Source organism: Nocardia vinacea NBRC 16497 (assembly GCF_000308835.1).
GTDB classification, from domain to species: Bacteria; Actinomycetota; Actinomycetes; order Mycobacteriales; family Mycobacteriaceae; genus Nocardia; species Nocardia vinacea.
The window spans coordinates 1-4,914 of sequence record NZ_BAGN01000350.1 but is presented as its reverse complement, the minus strand read 5'-3'; the positions used below and the strand labels follow the sequence as shown (position 1 = coordinate 4,914).

The following is a 4,914-nucleotide window of genomic DNA, read 5'->3' as shown; positions in this document are numbered from 1 at the left end:
GGTACGACCGCCGCGGCACGTTCGGCGAACAACGTCAACGCGTCGTATTTGGGCAGTCCCCGCAGCGTCGGTTCACCGTCGTTACCTGGAACGGTCAGCGGCAGCACGCGCAGCACCGCTTCCCCGGCGATGTCCAGCGGCTCGCGGGTGGTGACCAGAATCCGCAGACTCGGACACGCCAGCAACAACGTTTCGACCAGCTCCGCCAACGCCTCCACAACCTGCTCGCCATTGTCCACAACGAGCAGCGTTTCCCGGGACTGCAGGAAAACGATCAGCACTTCCTGCATCGGCCGGGCCGAATCGTCCCGCAGGCCCAGGGTTTCGGCCATGACTTCGAGCAGCAGTGACGGGTCGCGCACGTTTGCCAGCTCGATCACCCACACCCCATCGGCGAAATCGCGCCGAGCGTTCGACGCCGCTCGCAACGCCAGCCGGGTCTTCCCGACCCCACCCATCCCGGCCAGTGTCACCAGCCGGGAGGCGGACAGGAGGTTCTTGATCTCGGATATCTCGGTGCGGCGGTCGACGAAACTGGTCAGCTCGAGCGGCAGATCACCGGTGCTGCCGCGATCCCCCGTCGTTGCCGGCGGGGCCCATTCCCGCATCGGCGTCGTGTGGTGCTGCGGCTCGCGGGCCGGTTTCAGGTCCAGCGCCATCGCACCGACCTGGTATCCGTGGCGCAGTTGTACCTGCCGGATGGCTTCGCCCACCCCCGCCGCCGTCGGCCGCTCCCGCGAATCCCGGCGCATCGCCGATTCCACCACGGCCGACAGGTCGTCGGGAATGTCCATTTCCCGCAGATCCGGCACTGGCTGGCTGGTGATCCGCAGGAACTGCGCCACCACCTGCTCACCGCTGCGGCGTTCGAACGCGGCATGCCCGGTGAGCGCGCAGAACAGGGTCGCACCGAGCCCGTATACATCCGCGGCCGGTGTCGGGGCGTCGCCACCGAGCACCTCGGGTGCGGTGAATGCCGGGGACCCGGTCAGTGTGCCGGTGGACGTTTGGAATTCGCCGGAAATGCGCGCGATACCGAAATCGGTCAACGCCGGCTCGCCGTAGTCGGTGAGCAGAATGTTTCCCGGTTTCACGTCGCGATGCACAATTTCGAGCTGGTGTGCGCTCTCGAGCGCACCGGCGATCTTCAACCCGATCCACGACACGGTCTCCACCGACAATGGGCCCTGCCGACGGATCCACGCATCCAGCGAATCCAAAGGGTAAAACGGCATCACCAGATACGGCCGCCCACTCGCGGTGACACCCACCTGCAGCACCGTGACGATATTCGGATGCCCGGTCAGCCGGCCCATCGCCCGCTGCTCCCGAAAGAACCGAGCCCGGTTGTCCTCGTCGAGCTCGGTGGTCAGCACCTTCACCGCCACCGTGCGGTCCAGTGCCACCTGCGCGCAGCGGTAGACCACACCGAAACCACCGCGTCCGATCTCTGCGGCGTCCTCGAACCCTGACGCGCTCAAATCCACCGTGACGGGGATGTTCACGTCACGGCGGGTCTGGAGCGGATCTTCGCCGACCATCAGCGGCGTACGATCCACTCGGCATGTGCGCGGACACCGGGCACCATGCGCTCACCTTTCGACAATGCTCAGCCTATCGCCAACTAAGGTGAACGACCGCGCGCGGACCGATCGGGCGGCCGGGCAGAGCCACTGCGCACCGACCGACCGCACCTGGCCTGCGACCTCGGGCCGCCAGAGCAGGTCGGCGATCGCCTTCGATGCCGATCCAGACGAGGTGGTCTATGTTCGCGGTCGAATGGTGGCTGCAATGACCGGCATCTTCCGCGGTGAAGGCAAAATCGCCAAGGACGCCCGCGTGATCGCCGAGTCCGCTCGCATGCACGCGGACCTGCAACCGCTGATCGCTCCCGATGAACTGGTGGCCGAACTTACTCGGTTGTCCAGCTACCGCAGCGACTTGGTACAGGATTGGGTCCGTGGAGTCAACCAGCTGCGGGACGTGCTCGCCGCGATCTTCCCGCCCCTCGAGGCTGCGTTCGACTACTCCACACGGTCCCCGCCGATCCTGATATCCAGATTCTGCACCCCAACTGAAATGCCCGTCGCTGGAATCGACTGCATGACAACGCATCTCACCGGAAACAGGGCTTGGCTGAGATCGATCGATAACATCGCCGCCACGGCGGTGGCCGCGCGAGCAGGACATCGCCGTCCCCGCGGAGTCCGACCGCCACATCGATCAAACGGTCGGCGAGGGAACTGCTCGACCTGGACCGCGAGATCAAGAACCTCGACAAACAGATCACCGCCCGGTTCCGAGAACACCCGCGATGAGCGTGTGTTGGGTGCGTTTCGCCGCCCTCGGCCTGTGGATGCAGTATGTGGCGGGTGCGTGTACTGCATTCGCAGTACGCGCAATGGCCTGCACTTGCACGATGCCGACTACGGAGCCGTTGAACGATCATGGCGGCATGGCGAAATTTCTGTATCGGCTCGGTCGGTTCGCGTTCGAGAAGCGGCGGCTGGTTGTGCTGCTCTGGCTGGGGGTTATGGCGGCGTTGGTGGCCGGGGCAGTCAATGCGCCGACGGCCCCGCCGGATGCGTTCTCGATCCCGGGCACTGAATCCCAGCAGGCGTTCGATCTGCTCGGCGAACGTTTCCCCGGCACCAAATCCGATGGCGCACAAGCACGAATAGTCTTCGTAGCACCTGATGGGCAGCAGATCAGTTCCGAGCCGAACAAGGCGGCGGTGGAGAGGATCGTCTCGGACATGGCCCGCGGTGCGCAGGTGAAGGGCGTACTCGATCCGTTCCAGACCGGTGCGGTCAGTAAGAACGGCACGACCGCCTATGCGACCGTGAGCTATGGCGTGACCAGCGAAAACCTCACCGACGCCAGCAAGACGGCGCTCACCGACGCGGTCGATACCGGAAAGGCCGCCGGGGTCACCGTGGAGATCGGCGGGTCCGCGCTGCAGGCCAAGCCTGGAATGGGTGGCCCCACTGAGGCCATCGCCATCGCCATCGCGGCCGTGGTACTGATGGTCACCTTCGGTGCGTTCGCGGCCGCCGGTCTGCCATTGCTCACCGCGCTGATCGGGCTCGGCGTCGGCGTCGCCGCGATCGTGGCGATCGGCATGTCCACCACGACCATCACCCTCGCCCTCATGCTTGGGCTCGCGGTCGGTATCGACTATGCGCTGTTCATCGTGTCCCGGTACCGGACCGAACGTGCCGAGGGATACAGCGCCGAGGAAGCGGCGGGCCGGGCCGTTGGAACCGCTGGATCGGCAGTGGTTTTCGCCGGACTCACTGTGGTCATCGCGCTGGCCGGACTGGCCGTCGTCGGTATCCCCGCCCTCACGAACATGGGTCTGGCCGCGGCGGGCATCGTCGCTGTCGCTGTCGCGATCGCGCTGACGCTGCTGCCCGCGCTGCTCGGATTCTCTCAGCGGGCGGTTATGCCGCGGGCATTCCGCAAGGCACAGGCCTCCGCTGCGCAGCCATCGGGTGACGGAAACGCGCTGGCGGCCAACCCGATTCAAGCGGAGAAGCCCAGTATGGGCACGCGCTGGGCCAAGTTCGTCATTCGCCGCCCGGTGGCAGTGCTGCTGATCGGTGTGATCGGCCTGGGTGCGCTGGTCTTGCCTATGAAAAGCCTCGAACTCGGTATGCCGGGTGACGAATCGCAGCCGACCTCGACGACTCAGCGCCGCGCCTACGATGTGCTGGCCGCGGGGTTCGGTCCCGGCTTCAACGGGCCGCTCACCATAGCAGTGGACGTGCAAGGCGTCAGTGACCCGAAGGCCGCGGTGGAGCAGGTAACGAGGACCCTCGCGGCGACCGAGGGCGTCGTATCGGTGGCGCCCGCGATGTTCAATCAGGCAGGTGACGCTGCGATACTCACCGTGGTGCCCGCCACGGGTCCGTCGTCGACCGAGACCAAAGATCTTGTGCACGCACTGCGCGGTGAGGCAGGCGATCTGAAGGCAGCCACCGGTGCGACCGTGCTGGTCACCGGTGCGACCGCGATGAATATCGATATCTCGCAGAAGTTGGCCGACGCATTGTTGCCCTATCTCGCGGTGGTGGTCGGGCTGGCGATCCTGTTGCTGATGGTGGTGTTCCGTTCGATCGCGGTCCCGATCAAGGCGGCACTCGGCTTCCTGCTCTCGGTGGGTGCGGCCTTCGGTGTGGTCGTCGCGGTGTTCCAGTGGGGCTGGCTCGCCGATCTCATCGGAGTCCAGCAGACCGGACCCGTGGTGAGCATGATGCCGATCTTCCTGATCGGTGTGGTGTTCGGACTCGCGATGGATTACGAGGTCTTCCTCGTCACCCGGATACGTGAAGCCGTCGCCCACGGAGAGACCGCACACGATGCCATCGTCACCGGATTCCGGCACAACGCACGCGTGGTGGTGGCCGCGGCGGCCATCATGATCGCGGTGTTCGCCGGGTTCATCGGCGGTAGTGAACCGATGGTCAAGATGGTGGGCCTCGGGCTGGCGGCGGCGGTCTTCTTCGACGCCTTCATCGTCCGGATGACGCTGGTCCCGGCGGTGCTCGCGCTGCTCGGCGACAAGGCCTGGTGGTTGCCGCGGTGGCTGGCGAAGGTCCTGCCGAACGTGGACGTGGAGGGCGAGAGCTTGAACCGCATCGAGGCCGTCGAACCGGTGCGGGAACCCGAATCCGCCCGCGCCTGAATGGAAACGCACTGGTAGGCCGTCCCGGGTGGGCGGCCTACCAGTCGCTTCGGGGCCTGCCGATTAGGGTTCTCAACGACAGGAAGGGACGCACATGACCGCCGAATGGTCGCAATGGCAGCGTCGGCACAGCCGCGCCGTCGACGTGGTCATCGCCATTCTGCTGTGCGCTCTGGCCACTTATGCGAGCAGGCTGGCCGATTACGGCAACGGGCAGGGTCCGGTGC

The 4,914-nt window shown here is 65.8% G+C and carries 3 protein-coding genes; 2 read left to right on the top strand and 1 reads right to left on the bottom strand.

All coding sequences use genetic code 11. The annotated features are described in order from the left end of the window. The coding region (locus tag ON44_RS34050; protein WP_040698299.1) for a protein kinase domain-containing protein at positions 1-1,541 on the bottom strand (1,541 nt) is incomplete at its 3' end. Here ON44_RS34050 and ON44_RS53685 point away from each other — a divergent pair. Together ON44_RS53685 and ON44_RS34045 are read left to right on the top strand one after the other, a co-directional pair. After that, positions 1,498-2,607 carry an IS110 family transposase gene (locus tag ON44_RS53685; protein ID WP_083898292.1) on the top strand — a complete coding sequence of 370 codons (1,110 nt, stop codon included), beginning with the start codon at positions 1,498-1,500 and terminating at the stop codon, positions 2,605-2,607. The genes ON44_RS34050 and ON44_RS53685 overlap by 44 nt on opposite strands. Further along, on the top strand, positions 2,513-4,687 hold the full coding sequence (locus ON44_RS34045; protein ID WP_305082466.1) for an MMPL family transporter: 2,175 nt from the start codon (positions 2,513-2,515) through the stop codon (positions 4,685-4,687). Before ON44_RS53685 ends, ON44_RS34045 begins: the two co-directional genes overlap by 95 nt. Positions 4,688-4,914 lie beyond the last annotated feature (227 nt).